Source organism: Neobacillus sp. FW104-15D2 (assembly GCF_058790155.1).
Genome location: NZ_JBYTCJ010000001.1, coordinates 137,739 through 154,720, shown reverse-complemented (window position 1 = coordinate 154,720; position 16,982 = coordinate 137,739). Strand labels below are relative to the sequence as shown.

The 16,982-nt window shown below is 43.1% G+C and carries 13 protein-coding genes and 1 pseudogene; 1 reads left to right on the top strand and 13 read right to left on the bottom strand.

Translation table 11 applies throughout. The features are described 5' to 3' along the window. Positions 1-123: 123 nt before the first annotated feature. The 5 genes from rpoZ to AC3WR0_RS00785 all read right to left on the bottom strand — a co-directional run bounded on the left by rpoZ (position 124) and on the right by AC3WR0_RS00785 (position 5,200). Positions 124-342, bottom strand: coding sequence for a DNA-directed RNA polymerase subunit omega (gene rpoZ / locus AC3WR0_RS00805; protein WP_027323334.1), 219 nt, complete (start codon positions 340-342; stop codon positions 124-126). 2 nt (positions 343-344) lie between these two features. After that, the gene (gene gmk, locus AC3WR0_RS00800; RefSeq protein ID WP_027323333.1) at positions 345-959 is read right to left on the bottom strand and encodes a guanylate kinase; all 615 of its coding nucleotides are present in this window, start codon (positions 957-959) and stop codon (positions 345-347) included. 11 nt (positions 960-970) lie between these two features. After that, positions 971-1,234 carry an extracellular matrix/biofilm regulator RemA gene (remA, locus tag AC3WR0_RS00795; protein WP_166023812.1) on the bottom strand — a complete coding sequence of 88 codons (264 nt, stop codon included), beginning with the start codon at positions 1,232-1,234 and terminating at the stop codon, positions 971-973. 57 nt (positions 1,235-1,291) lie between these two features. Then, positions 1,292-2,167, bottom strand: coding sequence for a YicC/YloC family endoribonuclease (locus AC3WR0_RS00790; RefSeq protein ID WP_492550560.1), 876 nt, complete (start codon positions 2,165-2,167; stop codon positions 1,292-1,294). A gap of 354 nt (positions 2,168-2,521) precedes the next feature. Continuing rightward, positions 2,522-5,200 (bottom strand): cation-translocating P-type ATPase, encoded by a 2,679-nt coding sequence (locus AC3WR0_RS00785; RefSeq protein ID WP_492550559.1) that lies wholly within the window; start codon positions 5,198-5,200, stop codon positions 2,522-2,524. Positions 5,201-5,397: 197 nt separating this feature from the next. Here AC3WR0_RS00785 and AC3WR0_RS00780 point away from each other — a divergent pair, with 197 nt between their 5' ends. After that, the gene (locus tag AC3WR0_RS00780) at positions 5,398-7,122 is read left to right on the top strand and encodes an Rqc2 family fibronectin-binding protein (protein WP_492550558.1); all 1,725 of its coding nucleotides are present in this window, start codon (positions 5,398-5,400) and stop codon (positions 7,120-7,122) included. A gap of 34 nt (positions 7,123-7,156) precedes the next feature. Here AC3WR0_RS00780 and pyrE read toward each other — a convergent pair whose 3' ends face one another. The 8 genes and pseudogenes from pyrE to AC3WR0_RS00740 form a co-directional block, all read right to left on the bottom strand. Then, entirely contained in the window at positions 7,157-7,795 is a 639-nt protein-coding gene (gene pyrE / locus AC3WR0_RS00775) for an orotate phosphoribosyltransferase (protein ID WP_492550557.1), read from the bottom strand. Beyond that, positions 7,792-8,508: an orotidine-5'-phosphate decarboxylase gene (pyrF, locus tag AC3WR0_RS00770; RefSeq protein ID WP_492550556.1), complete on the bottom strand. Its 717-nt coding sequence runs from the start codon at positions 8,506-8,508 to the stop codon at positions 7,792-7,794. The genes pyrE and pyrF overlap by 4 nt, the downstream gene beginning before the upstream one ends. Next, positions 8,480-9,421, bottom strand: a complete 942-nt coding sequence (locus tag AC3WR0_RS00765; protein WP_492550555.1) for a dihydroorotate dehydrogenase — start codon at positions 9,419-9,421, stop codon at positions 8,480-8,482. The genes pyrF and AC3WR0_RS00765 overlap by 29 nt, the downstream gene beginning before the upstream one ends. Further along, positions 9,418-10,197, bottom strand: coding sequence for a dihydroorotate dehydrogenase electron transfer subunit (locus tag AC3WR0_RS00760; protein WP_492550554.1), 780 nt, complete (start codon positions 10,195-10,197; stop codon positions 9,418-9,420). Before AC3WR0_RS00760 ends, AC3WR0_RS00765 begins: the two co-directional genes overlap by 4 nt. Beyond that, the gene (gene carB / locus AC3WR0_RS00755; RefSeq protein ID WP_492550553.1) at positions 10,194-13,400 is read right to left on the bottom strand and encodes a carbamoyl-phosphate synthase large subunit; all 3,207 of its coding nucleotides are present in this window, start codon (positions 13,398-13,400) and stop codon (positions 10,194-10,196) included. Before carB ends, AC3WR0_RS00760 begins: the two co-directional genes overlap by 4 nt. Next, positions 13,364-14,484, bottom strand: a pseudogene (locus tag AC3WR0_RS00750) (carbamoyl phosphate synthase small subunit). Before AC3WR0_RS00750 ends, carB begins: the two are co-directional and overlap by 37 nt. Then, the gene (gene pyrC / locus AC3WR0_RS00745) at positions 14,484-15,767 is read right to left on the bottom strand and encodes a dihydroorotase (protein ID WP_492550552.1); all 1,284 of its coding nucleotides are present in this window, start codon (positions 15,765-15,767) and stop codon (positions 14,484-14,486) included. Before pyrC ends, AC3WR0_RS00750 begins: the two are co-directional and overlap by 1 nt. Next, entirely contained in the window at positions 15,727-16,662 is a 936-nt protein-coding gene (locus tag AC3WR0_RS00740; RefSeq protein WP_492550551.1) for an aspartate carbamoyltransferase catalytic subunit, read from the bottom strand. Before AC3WR0_RS00740 ends, pyrC begins: the two co-directional genes overlap by 41 nt. Positions 16,663-16,982 lie beyond the last annotated feature (320 nt).

The following is a 16,982-nucleotide window of genomic DNA, read 5'->3' as shown; positions in this document are numbered from 1 at the left end:
TATCTTTTCTTCATTATGATGCAATCACGGCAAATTTTCATCTTTTTTGAACAAACACTCTGACAGTATAAAAGGTCTGACACATATTCGCGCCAGACCTCCATAAAGTTTATATTTTTTTGATTAATCTTCAGCAGTCTCAGACTTTTTTGGAGTTCGGTAAGTAAGTTCACCTGAATAAATTTCTTCCAATGCTTTGCCTACATATTTGTGGGAAACATACTTGTTCATTCTGTAGCCGCCACTTTGCTGCATCACCCGTGCACGCTTTGCTGCCACGGATACGAGGGAATATTTAGAATCAATTATTTCTAGCAATGAGTCAATAGATGGATATAACATACTTAATCAGCCTCCAATAATCTTTTATATTTATATGCCACGCGTTCTCTGCGGCAATGTTCCGCTGTCACAATTGCTTTAACTCTTTCTACAGCAAGCTCTACCTGGTCATTAACCACAACATAGTCATATAGATCGATCATCTCAATCTCTTCCCGTGCGGATAGCATACGGTTATTAATTAAATCCTCTGTTTCCGTTCCCCTTGTCACGATCCTGTTTTTAAGTTCTGTCAGGCTTGGCGGCATCAAGAATATAAATAATCCTTCCGGGAATTTTTCACGGACCTGGCGTGCTCCTTTTACCTCGATCTCCAAGAAAACGTCCTTACCTCTTTCAAGTGTCTCTCTAACATAATCGACAGGAGTTCCATAGTAATTCCCTACAAATTCGGCATGTTCTAGGAGCGCTTCCTTGCGGATCATTTCTTCAAACTCATCTCTTGATTTAAAGAAATAGTCAACTCCATGAACTTCTCCGTCGCGAGGAGCTCTTGTTGTCGCGGAAACAGAATATTCAAAAGCCGTATTAGGCTGGGAAAAAATCTCTTTTCTAACCGTTCCTTTACCTACACCGGAGGGGCCTGAAAGTACGATTAGCAGTCCTTTATCTGTCATTTTAAAAAATCCTACCCTTCATCAATAATATCAGACCGGTCTGCCAGCCTGTGGGCAACCGTTTCCGGCTGTACCGCAGAAAGAATCACATGGTCGCTGTCCATTACAATGACAGCACGGGTCCGCCTGCCATATGTGGCATCAATTAATGAGCCGCGGTCACGGGCATCCTGAATAATTCTTTTAATCGGCGCTGATTCAGGGCTGACTATCGATATAATTCGGTTAGCAGAAACTATATTTCCAAAACCGATATTGATTAGCTTAATAGACATGATGTTCCCCCATCATCAATAATTTATTTTTGCCGTATACCATTCTTTCTAAACACATTATTCTATATTCTGAATCTGCTCTTTGATTTTTTCAAGCAAACTCTTGATTTCCACAACATCCCTGGCTATGGAGGAATCCGTTGCTTTAGAACCAATGGTATTCGTTTCCCGATTCATTTCCTGTACCAAAAAATCAAGCTTTCGCCCAATGGGCTCTTTCTCTTTTAATATTTTTAAAAATTGCTGAATGTGGCTTCCCAGGCGGGTTAATTCCTCGTTAATATCGGCCTTTTCGGAGAAAATAGCCACTTCTGTAAGAATTCTGGCCTCGTCTATTTGCCCATTCAGGAAGTCCTGCATTCTCTTGGTTATTCGTTCCCTATATTGCTGAACAACCTCTGGAGCATATTTACGCAGTCCTGAAACATAAGATTGAATCTGCGCTAAGTGGGCTGTAATATCTTTTAATAACTCCTTGCCTTCAGTCTGCCTCATTAAGGCCAGCTGTGAGGCCGCTTCCTCTACAGCAGAAAGGACAGCATTTTCAAGATCTTCATTAGAACCTTCTGATTCTTCAATATGTACAAACTCTTCCCGGCTGATTAGTTCCTGAATGGTGATGGATCCTTCAATGGCATACTTTTCACGTGCCTGCTGGATAAATTGATAATATTCCTCTATCAAATTCCAATCTGCATGAACTTTGCGGCAGACAGTCCCTTCACCTTCGAGAGTAATAAAAACCTCTACTCTTCCCCTTTTGATAAAGGTACCAAGTTTTTTCTTGATTTTTTCTTCAATACTCAGAAGCTGGCGGGGCATCCGGATATGGAACTCGCAAAAACGGTGATTAACTGTTTTAATTTCTGCATTTACCGAAAAAGAACCTGCTTCCATTTTGCTTCTGCCGAAGCCAGTCATACTAAAGGCCATCCATCTGACACCATCCAATCTATTAGGAAACATGGCAAATGCTGAGGCGAAAATCCAACAGCAGAGCCGATGCTTAGCTTTTCTTATTGTCTAGCTCCAGTGCCCTGCGCCTATTGTCCATCCCTCTCCTCCCTACGATAAGTCAACAACGAATCACTTTGCTCTTCGTGTTTCCTTTATCTCAGTCGAAGTGGAGGCGCGCAGGACGCGGGTCAGAAAGGCGTTGCCACAGGACGTGGCGACCTTAGCCTTTCTTCAAACGGCCATACGTCGCATAACGGGCACTTCCGCTTTTTTTGTAACAACAAAAGGTAATAGAGTGGTTCTCTATTACCTTTTGGATTATAACATACTTTATTTTGTTTTTCTCACCAAAAATGAACCTGCCAGTAAAAAAGTAGGAATAGCTGACAATCCTATTATCAGCAGCCAGTCTCTTCCGGCGATCGGAAGGGTGTGGAAAATCGGCTGCAATGGAGGATAATAAATTACTACAAGCATTAAGGCAAGGGAGGAAATGACTGACCAAACAAGATATGGGTTACCGAAAGGATTCCGTGACAACACTGATTTTTCGCTTCGGCAGTCAAACACATGTATAAGCTGTGCCATTACTAGTGCCGCAAATGCCACTGTCTGCGCATATTGAAGGCGATCTGGCTGGTTTTTGTAAACAATAATAAACGCCAGCAAGGTTACTAAACCAATTAAGAATCCCCTAGAGACGACTTTCCATCCCAGGCCCCTGGCAAAAACACCTTCTTTCGGGCTTCGCGGTTTTCTCTTCATGACATTTTCTTCAGGACGGTCAAGGCCAAGAGCCATAGCCGGAAGACCATCTGTGACAAGATTAACCCATAGAATCTGAATTGGTACGAGCGGAAGTGGCAATGCAAGGATCATCGCGAACAGCATAACCAATATTTCACCCACATTGGAGGCAAGCAGGTAACGGATAAATTTGCGGATATTTTCGTAAATATTCCGTCCCTCAACAATAGCTTCTTTAATGGTTGCAAAATTATCATCAAGAAGTACAAGTGCTGAAGCTTCTTTTGCAACATCGGTGCCTGTAATGCCCATAGCAACACCAATGTCCGCCGCTTTAATAGCCGGAGCATCATTAACCCCGTCGCCTGTCATGGCAACAATATGCCCTCTGTTTTGTAATGCTTTAACAATTTTCAGCTTATGTTCAGGAGAAACCCTTGCAAAAACTGAAACATCATCAACAATAGCCTCGAGTTCCTCTACAGACATTCCAGAAAGCGTATTTCCATCGACAATTTTGCTTTTGCGCGTTAGAATCCCCAGCTGACCAGCAATTGCCTTTGCTGTTATCACATGGTCCCCAGTGATCATAACCGTCTTTATTCCGGCTTCACGGCATTCCCTTACCGCCTTTTTCACTTCTGGCCTTGGCGGATCAATCATGCCCTGTATACCAATAAAGGTTAAGTTTCTTTCTGCCTCCTGTTCACTAAGAATCAAGGTATTAGCAGGTACAGGTTTAAAAGCAATGGCTATATTTCTTAGAGCGTTTGAGGCAAGTCCATCAATAGCCTCCTGGACCTTAACCTTTGTCTGCCCTTCTATAAACTGCGTTTTACCGTCCCACAGAACAGACTGGCTTATTCCCACCAGAACATCAGGAGCACCCTTAGTGACGATAAATTGACGGCCTTCCTTGTCCTTGACCAGAATACTCATCATTTTCCTGGTCGAATCAAAAGGGAATTCCTTAAGAATCTCAAATTCTTTCAAAAGACTATTTTTGTCATAGCCAGCTTTCATGGCGCTGACAAGAAGTGCTCCTTCTGTCGGATCTCCGTCGAGAATGATTTCATCCTCATTACGGATCAAGTCAGAATGATTGCAAATCATACCGAAAATAAGCATTTGCTGAAGAGCTTTTTCATCTTTTACAGAAATAGGCTTTCCATTTCTGTAAAACTGGCCTTTTGGTTCATACCCTACCCCATCCACACTCCAGAGCTGTCCTCCGCTCCAAAGATGGGTAACGGTCATTTTGTTTTGCGTCATGGTTCCTGTTTTATCGGAACAAATGACTGATGCACATCCCAGTGTTTCGACGGCCGGCAGTTTTCTAACAATAGCATTTTTCCGAATCATCTTCTGGACACCCAGTGATAAAGCTACAGTAACAATGGCTGGCAGTCCCTCTGGAATGGCAGCCACAGCTAGAGACACCCCAGCAAGGAACATCGTATACAAATCGTTGCCCTGCATGACACCAATTGTTACTACAAGCACAGTCAAAAGAAGGGCTGCCGTTATTAAAATTTTTCCGAGTTGCTCAAGCCTGTGCTGAAGTGGTGTTGTTGCTGTTTCAGCATTTTGAAGAAGGTCGGCAATCTGTCCCATAGCTGTCTGCATTCCAGTAGCTATAACTGTTCCTATGCCGTTTCCACGGGTAACCATGGTTCCCATAAAAGCGATATTTTCCATATCACCAATTCCAGGGTTCTCATTTTCTAATGGATCAATATGTTTAGCAACTGGAACTGATTCCCCTGTTAAAGCGGATTCCTCAATTTCCAGGCTCTTAACGTCTATGAGCCTTACATCTGCACCGATTCTGTCCCCGCTTGAAAACTTCATAACATCCCCGATTGCAATCTCTTTTGATGGAGTCTTTATCCATCTGCCATCGCGCAGAATGCTAACCTGTGGAGCTGACAATTCCTTTAATGCCTGCAGTGACCGTTCAGCTCTTCTTTCCTGGAAAAAACCCAGGAAACCGTTGATTAAAACAATAGCAATAATAGCAATAGCATCGATATACTCACCGAGCAGCCCAGAAATAAGCGTAGCCGCCAGCAAAACTAGGACCATAAAGTCCTTAAATTGGCTGAAAAATAAAATCAAAGCTGATTCTTTTTCACCTTCCGCCAGTTCGTTATATCCATGCTCTATTATTCGGTTTTTTGCCTCTTCCGTTGACAATCCAGACGAAAAGTCCGTATTCAGTGTTTTTTCCGTTTGTTTTACGTCCATTTCATAGAACTTCATCCGGTCATTTCACTTCCCCCTTAAAAAGTACACATTCTCTTAAGTAAACATATTCGGTCTCGTCCCAAAAAATGCTAAGATAGAGAAAAACTTGGTTTGGGCAGGAAACAAAAGCTAAGAGGGAATAAGAGACAGTCTTACTTCCACAGGGTATACTAAAAGGATAGTGAGAGCTGTAAAAGAAAAGGATGTTATTTATGTCATTTGATGGATTATTTACAAAAGCGATGGCTGATGAATTATCACAGAAGCTAAAAGGCGGAAGGATTAACAAAATTTATCAGCCTTATAAAAATGAAGTTCTTTTAACCATTAGAGCTAACGGAAAGAATCATAAACTGCTATTATCAGCTCACCCGAGCTATGCACGTGCCCAGCTCACAGCTGAATCTCATGAGAATCCAAGCGAACCGCCAATGTTCTGCATGCTCCTTCGAAAGCATCTTGAAGGTTATATCATTGAGGATTTATACCAGGTGGAAACGGAAAGAATCTTTATTTTTGAAGTAAAAGGCAGAAACGAGCTTGGAGATATTAGCTATAAGCAGCTAATAGTAGAGATTATGGGGCGGCACAGCAATATCATTCTTGTTGATAAAAACCGTAATGTAATTCTCGACAGTATTAAGCATGTATCGTATGCGGTTAATACCCACCGGGCCATTCTTCCTGGACAGGTATATATTGCGCCTCCTGAACAGAATAAGCACAATCCTTTCACTGCGGAGGAACAGGATGTTTTAAAGACACTTGACTTTAACAGCGGCAGACTAGACCGCCAGCTTGTGGAACAATTTTCAGGTGTCTCTCCTCTATTTGCCAAAGAGGTGCTTTTCAATAGCGGATTGTCAAACCGGACTACTCTTCCTCCAAATTTTATTAAGATGATAAAAGAAATTGAAAGCGGAAAAATAGAACCAGCCATTACCTCTTATTCTGGAAAAGAAGCCTTTTATCTCTTCCCACTTAAACATTTAAAAGGTGAAAGCAAAACTTTCCGAAGCTTAAGTGAGATGCTGGATCGTTTTTATTTTGGGAAAGCTGTGCGCGATCGTGTAAAACAGCAATTTTCTGATTTGGAACGGTTTATTGTAAACGAGAAGGAAAAAAATGAGAAAAAAATTGAAAAGCTGAAAAGAACGCTAGAAGAAGCTGAAAGAGCCGATGAATATCAAAGATTTGGCGAATTGCTGACTGCCAATTTATATGCTGCCAAAAAAGGCATGAAGGAAATTGAGGTAGTAAATTACTATGATGAGTCAGGGAGTACTATCACTATCCCTCTTAATCCGCTGAAAACTCCTTCAGAAAATGCCCAGAAGTATTTCTCAAGATATCAAAAGGCGAAAACGGCTATGCGGATTGTTGAGGAACAAATTCAAATTGCCCATGATGAAGCTGTTTATTTTGACAGTCTTTATCAGCAGGTACAGTCAGCTTCTCCTAAAGATATAGAGGAAATCCGGGAAGAACTAGTTGAGGGCGGTTACATCCGCATGCGGCAAAAAAGAAATGGCAAAAAGGTTTCTGCTAACGCTAAACCTGTTCTTGATCATTATTACTCCCATGACGGTATAGACATTATTGTCGGCAAAAATAATAAACAAAATGATTATCTGACAAACAAGCTCGCTGCAAGAGATGAGATATGGCTTCATACAAAGGATATACCAGGATCCCATGTTGTAATCCGCAGCAAGGAGCCAACAGAACGTACTATCGAGGAGGCAGCAATGCTGGCGGCCTACTTTAGTAAAGCCCGCTCCTCCAGTTCCGTACCTGTAGATTTTACAAAGGTCCGATATGTTAAGAAACCAAACGGAGCTAAGCCTGGTTTTGTCATTTATGATAACCAGCAAACACTTTTCGTTACACCTGACGAAGAAACGGTTCTCCGATTAAAGAATAAGCCCGATTTTTAAAAGATAAAGCCAGGCATCCGCCTGGCTTTATCTTTTAGTTTACGGCAAATTGATTGCTCCAGCTGCCAGGGTCCTTTGCCCATTCTAGCAGGCTTCCCTGGTCATCCCCGCTCACATACCCTTTTTCTATTGCTAACTCAACAAGCGTTTCGAAATCTGTCAATGAGTGGCTTTCTATTTTCTCACCCTCTAACAGCACTCTTCCTTTATTAAGTCCGTATGTAAAAATGGAAACGACCCCCAGGACCTCACAGCCGCTTTCCCTTAAAGCCTGAACAGCAGTGATAACACTACCGCCTGTTGAAATTAAATCCTCGACCACAACAACCTTCTGTCCAGCTTCTGCTTTCCCCTCAATCTGATTTCCTTTCCCATGTCCTTTTGGCGCAGAACGAACATAACACATAGGAAGATTCATTAATTCGCTAACCCATGCTGCATGTGGAATCCCGGCAGTTGCTGTACCGGCTATAATCTCCGCTCCCGGGAAGTGCTCATCAATCAAGCTCTTCAACCCATTGGCTATCTCTCTCCGCACATCAGGATAGGACAGAGTAAGCCTGTTGTCACAATAGATGGGGGACCGGAGACCAGATGTCCATGTAAAAGGATCCTTTGGCTTTAATGCCACCGCATTAATTTCTAAAAGTTTTTCAGCAATTTTTCTCTTCATTTCCTTACCCCTTTCCATTCTTCCATCCAATTAAGATAGCTGCTTAACGGGTCCATTGCTTTTGTAATTGAGCGTCCGACTACAATGGCAGAAACGCCTGATTCTCTTGCAAATTGTGGTGTAGCAATTCGTTTTTGATCCTGTACTTCATCTGAAGCAAGACGTATTCCAGGTGTTACAGTTAAAAAAGAGCCTCCAAGCTGATGCCTTATCTCTTTAGCTTCCCAAGCAGAACACACTACACCCTCCAGGCCAGCCTGGCTTGCAAGCGTTGCATAGTGGAGAACTGATTTCTCAAGTGAAACAGAAATTAGCTGTTCCCGCTGCATCTGTGCTTCAGAGGTGCTTGTGAGTTGGGTAACAGCGATACACTGTGGACGTTCATTACCCGCTGGAGTCCCTGCATCCAGTCCTTCCAGGGCAGCCTCCATCATTTCCCGTCCTCCGGCAGCATGCAAATTGACAAGATTGCATTCCAGTCTTGCCAGCCCCTTCATCGCACTTTTAACAGTATTCGGTATGTCGTGAAGCTTTAAATCAAGAAAAACCTGATGTTCCAGTTCCTTTAATTTATGAATGATTGAAGGGCCTTCCTGGTAAAAAAGCTCCATTCCCACCTTTAAAAAAAGCTTCTCTTTCCCAAGCATCCCTAGGAAACCCTCTACTTCCGTCCAGTTGGAAAAATCAAGCGCGATGATTAACGGGCTGTTCATTCCTCTTCCAGCTCCTTCCTGTACATTCGGAAATATGTTCTATACCAAGCTTATCCAGCAGTGCTGCTAATTCCTCAATAATAGTTGGACAAACAAATGGGTCAACAAAGTTTGCCGTACCGACTGCGACAGCACTTGCTCCTGCGTAGAAAAATTCAACAACGTCCTCTGCGGATTGAATGCCTCCCATTCCGATTATCGGAAGTGTCGTTTTCTGGCTTACCTCGTAAATCATTCGAAGTGCAACCGGCTTTATCGCAGGTCCTGATAAACCTCCGGTATTATTGGCCAAAATGGGTTTTCCCGTTTTGAGGTCCAGCCGCATGCCAATTAGTGTATTGATCATTGTCAGCCCATCCGCTCCGCCATCCTCAACAGCCTTGGCCATCTCAACAATATTGGAAACGTTTGGTGATAGTTTCACGTAAACCGGAACCGCGGATACCTCTTTTACTTTTCTGGTTAGCTGCTTTGCCACATCCGGAATCGTACCAAAAGCAATCCCCCCTGTTTTCACATTAGGACATGAAATATTTAGTTCAAGGGCATGAACATTCGCTGCTTGTGAAATAATCCTTGCCGTCTCCACATAATCATTTTCCTGTGAACCGGCTATATTAGCGATAACCGGAACATCAAACTGATCAAGCCACGGTAATTCCTCGGTTAAAATCTTATATGCTCCAGGGTTTTGCAGCCCAATGGCATTAAGCATGCCTGCTGACGTTTCCGCCACTCTCGGAGTTGGATTTCCAAACCGCGGCTCAAGTGTCGCCGCCTTGATCATAATAGCCCCAAGGACATCCAGATTGTAAAATTGGCTGTACTCCCGCCCAAATCCAAAACATCCTGAGGCTGGCATTATGGGGTTCTTTAAATCCAATCCAGGCAAATTAATATTCAGCCTATTCATATTACAACCTCCCCACCACGGAATACAGGACCATCACTGCAAACCTTTTTATAAGAGATTCCTTTCGGATCGTCTGTTGTGTGGCAAACACATGCAAAGCAGGCGCCTATTCCACAACCCATCCGCTCCTCCAGTGATAAAAACACTTTTTTATCCTGGTAGTTCTGTTCAATTGCACGGAGCATCGGAGTTGGTCCGCAAGCATATACAACATCAAACTGCAGCTTCCTCTCACGTATCACATCCGTTACAAATCCTTTAACTCCATAGCTTCCATCTGCGGTTGCAATCAAGGTCTCTCCCAGACTCTCAAACTTTGATTCATAAAAAATACTGTCTTTTGTTTGAAAGCCAAGTACATGAATTACTTTAACGCCTTTTGCCTTTAGCTGACGGGAAAGTTCGAATAGCGGAGGCACGCCTATTCCTCCCCCTACTAAAAGGGCCGTTTCTTCTGCTTTTGCTTCATCCAAGGGAAACCCATTTCCGAGCGGTCCCAGTACATCAATGGCTGCTCCTGCCTTTTTTTCAGAAAGAAGGGCCGTTCCCCGGCCCTCTTTACGATAAATCATCGTTAGTTCATTTTTACTTCTGTCAATCGAAGAAATACTGATGGGTCTGCGCAAAAGGGGATCGTAACCTTCAGCCGCCTTTACATGTACAAACTGGCCAGGAGTGCGGATATCCTTCACCATTTCACCTTTTACAGTCATTTCAAAAATGGAATCAGCTATTTCTGTTTGGCGGATAACTTCACATAATTCTTTGCGGATCATGCAAAAATTGCCTCCTTCTTATCCGTGCCCATCGCTTCTGTTGAAAAGTTCATTGATTCAATTACTTTTAAAATAGCATCTGCTGTATCAAGTGACGTAAGGCAAGGGATACCATTTTCCACAGCCTCCCGGCGAATTCTGAATCCATCGCGTTCAGGCTGTTTTCCCTTTGTAAGAGTATTGATAATAAACTGTGTTTCTCCTTTATGAATCACATCCAGCAAAGTCTTACCTTCATACCCGATTTTCCCTACCACTGTTACCGGGAGACCTGCTTCTTCAATCGTCTTGGCAGTTCCTTCTGTCGCCATGAGTCGGTACCCGTTTCCAGCAAATCTTTTCGCTAATTTTAGGGCTTCACCTTTATCTTTATCAGCGACTGTTAAAAGGACCGTTCCAAATTTCTGGATTTTCATTCCTGATGCAATCAAGCCTTTATAAAGTGCTTTTTCAAGAGTTAAATCCTTGCCCATTACTTCACCTGTCGATTTCATCTCAGGTCCTAGAGTTATATCAACGCTTCTGAGTTTAGCAAATGAGAACACTGGAACTTTTACATAAACTCCTTCTTTTTCTGGAAGCAGCCCGGTGCTAAATCCCTGTTCCGCCAAAGACTCTCCTAAAATCACTTTTGTTGCTATTTTAGCCATCGGCACCTCCGTAATTTTGCTGAGGAATGGAACAGTACGGCTTGAGCGGGGATTTACCTCAAGAACATACACTTCGTTTTTACACAGTACATACTGGATATTCAGAAGCCCGATAATGTTTAGTCCTTTTGCAAGCTTCTTGGTATATTCCGCAAGCTTTGCCTTAATCTCTGGAGAAAGTGTTTGTGGCGGATAAACCGCGATCGAATCTCCGGAATGTACTCCGGCGCGCTCTATATGCTCCATAATTCCAGGGATAAGAACATCCTTCCCATCACAAATGGCATCTACTTCAATCTCTTTACCAGTCAGGTAACGGTCTATTAAAACAGGATGCTCCGGATTTATTTTTACAGCGTTTTTCATGTAATACAGAAGTTCTTCCTGGCGGTAGATAATCTCCATTGCACGTCCTCCCAGAACATAGGAAGGCCGGACAAGAACCGGATAACCGATTTCTTCTGCTACAATAACAGCTTCCTCAACAGACATGGCAGTTCTGCCCGGAGGCATTGGGATTTTCAGTTCTTCAAGTGCGTGCTCAAACTTGTTTCTGTCCTCAGCCCGGTCAAGATCCTCCAGCCTGGTTCCAAGGATTTTCACTCCATGTTCCGCTAATTTCCCTGCAAGATTTATGGCTGTTTGCCCGCCAAATTGGACCACGACTCCTTCTGGTTTTTCAAGGTCAACTATATGCATAACATCTTCTGCGGTAAGAGGCTCGAAGTATAATTTATCGGAAATGCTGAAATCGGTTGAAACCGTTTCAGGATTATTATTAATGATGATTGCTTCATACCCGGCTTCTTTAATCGCTTTTACAGAATGGACGGTTGCATAATCAAATTCAATTCCCTGGCCGATTCGGATAGGGCCAGATCCCAGTACAATGACACTTTTTCTGTCAGTTCTCACCGATTCGTTCTCTTCTTCGTATGTCCCATAGAAATATGGAGTTTCGGATTCAAACTCAGCTGCACAAGTATCTACCATTTTATAGACTGGAAGGATTCCCTGTTCTTTTCTCCAGGAATAAATCACTTCTTCAGAAGTATTCCAAAGCTCGGCAATCTTCTTGTCCGAAAATCCTGATTGCTTGGCCTTGTATGCCGATTCAACCTCAAACTGATTCTTTGCAGTCTTTTGCTCAAGTAAAATGATTCCTTCCATCTTTTTAAGGAAAAAGAGGTCTATTTTGCTCCAATTGTGGATCGTTTCGATCGTAATTCCACGTTTCAGCGCTTCCGCGATATAGAATAATCTTTCATCGCCTGCTTTTCTGATTCGTTTTTCCAGCAGATCAGCATCTATTTCCTGTCCGTCCTTTAATTCAAAGTGGCTTACACCGGCTTCAAGTGAACGAATGGCTTTTAGCAGGGACTCTTCAAAGGTTCTGCCGATCGCCATTACTTCCCCGGTTGCTTTCATTTGAGTCCCGAGTGAACGGTTACCTGATTCAAATTTATCAAAAGGCCATCTCGGAATTTTGGTTACGATATAATCAAGTGCAGGTTCAAAGCTTGCATAGGTTTTGCCTGTAACAGGATTTAGCATTTCATCAAGTGTAAGCCCAACAGCTATTTTTGCTGCAAGCTTGGCAATCGGATATCCCGTTGCTTTTGAGGCAAGAGCAGAGGATCTGCTAACCCTCGGGTTAACTTCGATGATAAAATATTCAAAGCTGTCTGGATCTAGTGCCAGCTGAACGTTGCAGCCGCCTTCTATCTTAAGGCTGCGGATAATTTTAAGGGAAACATTTCTTAAAAGCTGGTATTCACGGTCGCTTAGTGTCTGACTAGGAGCAACTACAATTGAATCACCTGTATGCACTCCAACCGGGTCAATATTTTCCATGTTACAAACCACGATAGCATTATCATTACTGTCACGCATTACTTCATATTCGATTTCCTTAAATCCAGCGATGCTTTTTTCAAGAAGACACTGGTTCACCGGGCTGTTTTTGAGGCCACTGGCGATGATTTCCGCCAGCTCATCATGATCGCGGCAAATTCCTCCGCCTGTTCCTCCAAGAGTATAGGCTGGCCTTACTATTACCGGATACCCTGCTCTCTCAACAAAACGCTCCGCTTCCTCCATATGGTGCACGATTTCGCTGTCCGGCACCGGCTCGTTGAGTTCGTTCATCAAAGTCCGGAACAATTCCCTGTCTTCCGCTTTTTTTATGGCTGTCAGCTTTGTCCCAAGGATTTCTACTCCGCACTCATCAAGAACACCAGACTCATGGAGTTCAACAGCCATATTTAAACCTGTCTGTCCACCAAGGGTGGCTAGGAGTGCATCAGGACGTTCCTTTCGGATAATGCTACTCACAAATTCAAGTGTTAGTGGCTCAATATAAACCTTATCGGCTATTTCGGTATCCGTCATAATGGTAGCTGGATTGGAGTTTACAAGAATAACCCGGTACCCTTCTTCTTTTAATGCCAGACAAGCCTGAGTTCCGGCGTAATCGAATTCAGCTGCCTGCCCGATGACGATTGGGCCAGACCCAATCACAAGAATGGTTTTAATATCAGTACGTTTTGGCATAGCCAGCAGCCTCCTCTTTCTTGGAATCTATTAAATTCATAAACTGGTCAAATAAACCGTTTGCGTCCTCTGGTCCTGGTGATGCTTCAGGATGGTACTGCACTGTAAAGGCTGGAAACTCCTTGTGTCGAAGTCCTTCGACAGAATCATCATTAAGAGCGATATGAGTAATCTCAAGTGCTGTTGAGCCTACAGACTCTTTTTCAACCGCATAACCGTGGTTTTGAGCGGTAATGGCAATTTTTCCTGTTCGAAGATCTTTAACCGGATGGTTTGAGCCGCGATGGCCAAACTTCATTTTGCTTGTATCTGCTCCGCAGGCAAGGGCAAAAAGCTGATGTCCAAGGCAGATTCCGAAAAGAGGTACCTTACCTAATATCCCTATAATCATTTCAATCGCTTCCGGCACATCCTTTGGATCTCCAGGTCCGTTTGAAAGCATAATTCCATCCGGGCGTAAATGGAGGATTTCTTCAGCACTTGTATGATAAGGAACCACCACCACATCACAGTCCCGGCGATTTAGCTCTCTTAGAATCCCATGCTTCATTCCAAAATCTACAAGCACTACTCTTTTTCCCCGGCCAGGGCTGGGATAAGGATTCCTGGTTGAAACCTGGCTAACCTGGTCTATCGGAAGCTCAGATGAACGAAGCTGTGAAAGAATTTGCTGTGCATCCTCCGAGATATCACAAATCGCTCCTTTTAATGTGCCATATTCCCTAATAATCCTCGTCAGCTTCCTTGTATCAATTCCACTTATTCCCGGAATCTTTTTAAATCGTAAATATTCATCAATTGTAAATTCGCTTCTCCAATTAGAAGGTAGTTCTGCTGCTTCTTTAACAATGAATCCCTTTACCGCGGGATTAATTGATTCAAAGTCATCCCGGTTAATTCCGTAATTTCCTATAAGCGGATATGTAAAAGTAACAATTTGCCCGCAATAGGAAGGGTCAGACAGGATCTCCTGATAACCGGTCATTCCTGTATTGAAAACAACCTCTCCAATTGTTTTTTCCTGGCTGCCGAGGCCCTCTCCGACAAAAATGGTGCCATTCTCTAATATCAGCTGTTTTTTCATTATTGTCCGCTCCCTTTCTGCCAAGCTATCTTCCCTTGGGCAATCGTCATTACCGGCCATCCTTTGCAATTCCAGCCTTTAAATGGTGTATTTTTACCTTTAGATAAAAACTCTTCCGGTTCGATTTTCTTTTCTTCCTCTAGATCGATAAGTACAAGATCAGCAATAGCCCCTTTTTCTATTTTTCCATAGGGCAGTGAGAAGGCTTCTGCCGGCTTTACTGTTAAGAAGCCAATCAACTCTTCAAGCGTAAGGATCTTCTCTTCAACAAGGTTCGTGTACAAAAGCGGAAATGCAGTTTCCAAGCCAACAATGCCAAATGGAGCCAGCTGCATTCCTTCACTTTTTTCTGCCTCCATATGAGGTGCGTGATCGGTTGCAATAAAATCAATCGTGCCATCCAAGAGGCCTTCGATTAATGCCCTTTTGTCTTCTTTTCCCCTTAACGGAGGATTCATCTTGTAATTCGGATCCAGTCCAGGGATATCGTTCTCACTTAATAATAAGTGATGCGGTGTTACCTCGGCTGTGACTTTAATTCCAGCCCGTTTGGCGTCTCTGACTGTCCTGACTGATTCCTTTGTACTGATATGGCAGACATGGTAGTGGCAGCCGGCTGCCTCGGCAAGTAATACGTCTCTGGCGATATGTACTGATTCACATACAGAAGGTATGCCGTTAAGTCCATGTTTTTCAGAAAAAATCCCTTCATGAACCGAACCTTTGTTTATAAGTGTATTTTCCTCGCAGTGCGCCACAATCGCCATTCCTGCATCAGCGGCTTTTTTCATTGCTTCAAGCATCTTAGAAGCAGACTGAATGCCTACACCATCATCCGTAAAAGCAAAAGCCCCTGAATTTTTCAATGCTTCAAAGTCTGTAAGCTCCTGGCCCAGCTCTCTGACAGTAATGGATGCATAAGGGAGAACGCGGACATGAGCCGTTTCTTTAATCCTTCCCTGAAGCCAATCCAGCTGCTCTTTAGAATCCGGTACTGGCCTTGTATTTGGCATAGCGGCGAGAGTGGTAAATCCTCCCCTGGCAGCAGCGTGTGTTCCAGTTTCGATCGTCTCCTTTTTTTCACCACCAGGCTCTCTAAGGTGGACATGCAAGTCAATTAGCCCTGGAGCTGTAATGAATTTCGTTCCATCAATGACCTTTGCATCTGTATAAGAAAGTTCCTCTCCAATATCCGAGATGATTCCGTCCTCGATTAGGATATCACCCTTTTGGAATGTGTTTTCAGTATTGAAAAACGTTGTGTTTTGAATTAGCATTTTCATAACTGTTTCCCCCTCCTATACTTTCAATTGATCTTTTTAAAACTGCCATACGAACGAATACTCCATTTTGCATTTGCTTAAAGATTCTGGAACGCTTTGACTCAACAAGGCTTCCTGCTATCTCCACATCCCTGTTAAAAGGGGCTGGGTGCATAATAATACTGTTAGGTTTCATTGTTTTTTCCCGCCGTTCGGTTAAACCAAAAAGTTCATGATACTGTGAAGCTGTTAAGCTTCCTTTTTCCTCATGTCTTTCATGCTGGATTCGAAGCAGCAACACCACATCCGAAGAAGCGACAGCTTCATCAATAGGTTTATAAAAGGATTTATTTTTTGGATCAAACCATTCTTCGGGTCCTGAGTAAGAAACCTCCGCACCAAGCTTTGTCAGGGCCTCCGCATTTGAACGGGCTACCCGACTGTGCAGGACATCCCCAACGATGGCAACCTTCAAGCCAGAAAAGTAGCCGAATTCCTGCTGAATTGTCATAAGATCTAGCAGAGACTGAGTAGGATGGTGGCCGCAGCCATCGCCTGCATTGATTATTGGAATTCGAATGCCGTCCAGCAGTTCATTGAAGTAGCAATCCTGCTGATGACGGATAACAGCGGTGTTTATGCCAATGCTTTCCATGGTTTTAACCGTATCATAAAGAGTTTCACCTTTTTGAATGCTGGATCTTTCTGCTTCAAACGGGATTACCTGCAGTCCAAGCTTCCTTTCTGCTACCTCAAAACTTGTCTTTGTCCTTGTACTTGGTTCAAAAAAGAGATTAGCTGTGAATATATCCTTTTTCGGTTTCCATTCCATTCCTTTGGCAAACTCATGTGCATCTCCAAGAATATGGAGTATTTCACCTGCAGTTAATTCCGATGTAGTCAATAAATGCTTCATCCATTCCACCGCCTCATGATTTTTAATACATTTTTTGTTATGTTTTGACTTTTATTTAAAAAGTGAAGCTGCAACATGATTGAAAGCATTTTGATATTAGAAAAACTTGGCATTCGCCAATTACTTTTTGGCGGAGGCCTTAGTTTTGCTTATGCGTTCAGAATTTATGGATATAAATTCTGATTAGCTAAAAAAACACCCTGCCATTAAGGCCAGGGTGTTTGCGCTGCAGCAAGCCCAACAAGGATTTTACATTCCTTCTGTGCCTGTCATCAGTTACGCTACACCCTTATTAGCCTCTCTGGACTCATTTAAAAGGT